This is a genomic window from Desulfosporosinus sp. OT (assembly GCF_000224515.1).
GTDB lineage: Bacteria > Bacillota > Desulfitobacteriia > Desulfitobacteriales > Desulfitobacteriaceae > Desulfosporosinus.
In genome coordinates, this window is sequence record NZ_AGAF01000152.1 from 1 (window position 1) to 1,150 (window position 1,150).

At 35.3% G+C, this 1,150-nt stretch carries 1 protein-coding gene; it reads right to left on the reverse strand.

The features are described from left to right. Nucleotides 1–193 (reverse strand): 4Fe-4S dicluster domain-containing protein (locus DOT_RS14075; protein WP_040412244.1); only part of this gene is annotated, 193 nt, incomplete at its 3' end. Nucleotides 194–1,150: the final 957 nt, after the last annotated feature.

Consider the following 1,150-nt stretch of genomic DNA (forward strand, 5'->3'; position numbering starts at 1 on the left):
TTAGGTCCATTGCTTGTTGTGGGCAAGCCTTTACACAGCACAGACATTCCCAACAAGCCCATGGATCAAGGTTGGTCGCTTTCATTCTTTCTTTGTCTAAGGCCATCAGGTCATTTGGGCATGCATACATGCAAGCCGTCTTGTCTTGCCCTTTACATCCATCACACTTTTCTGCAATTACAAAACTCGGCATAGCTTTAACCTCCATCATTTATAAATTATTAATTACTAATTTAGTCACCTAACCCAAAGTCCCATAACTTCATCTCGATCTTTTCACTTATCATAAAGAGGGAGCCTCTCCAAACCTTAAAATGACTTTATTAAAGCAAACAATTTCTAGAGATTGAGAAAAGCACTTTATAATAATAGTGATATCCTATGGTATTAGTAGAAATTATTTTTTTCACTAATTAAAGTATTTTTTCGTTTAGATTCGATTAATTACGAGCATACTACGAGCTTGCTATAGGCCCTTATGATTACGAACACTTTTCTTTTTTTGGTCAAATAAATACTACTTTATATGAACCAGGAAGCATAAAGCCCTAAATCAACGGAAAATCAAACTATATAATCTTCTCTCAGTTCAAGATTAACACCGAGCTTATATCAAGTCAATATGGTTGTAATCATATTATCATATGGTCAGCTAATTCTAGCTTTTATTATATCTTCGTTTCTTCTTGCATTATGTTGCTTTTTGGCAGAACTATTTATCTTGCCAACTGAAAATTGCGTGAATTCAGTACAATTGCATTATCATAGAATAGTCAATGTACCCACCACGACTGCCTCTTTTAAGCTAGAATTACTTTTAGGGCAAGGTTCGCAGCCCCAGAAATCTGTTGAAAAGTATTCAGATCCTTGGCAAATTTGTTGTGTAAATTTCAATCTTCACAATTCACAATTGTTATGGCTGGCTGAGTAGAAGTAGGATTAACGCTAAACATTTCGCCTAAAGATAATCAGCCCCACACTGATACGGGGCTGATTATCTTTAGGCGAAATGTTCGAGAATGTTCAGAATATACGTTCTTATAAATAAAAAAGGGGATGACTACAAATTCCGAAAAAACGGAAATTTGTGTCAATCCCCTTTAGGTATCATTATATAGGACATCAGGAATATTACAACCTGGTTACCGAA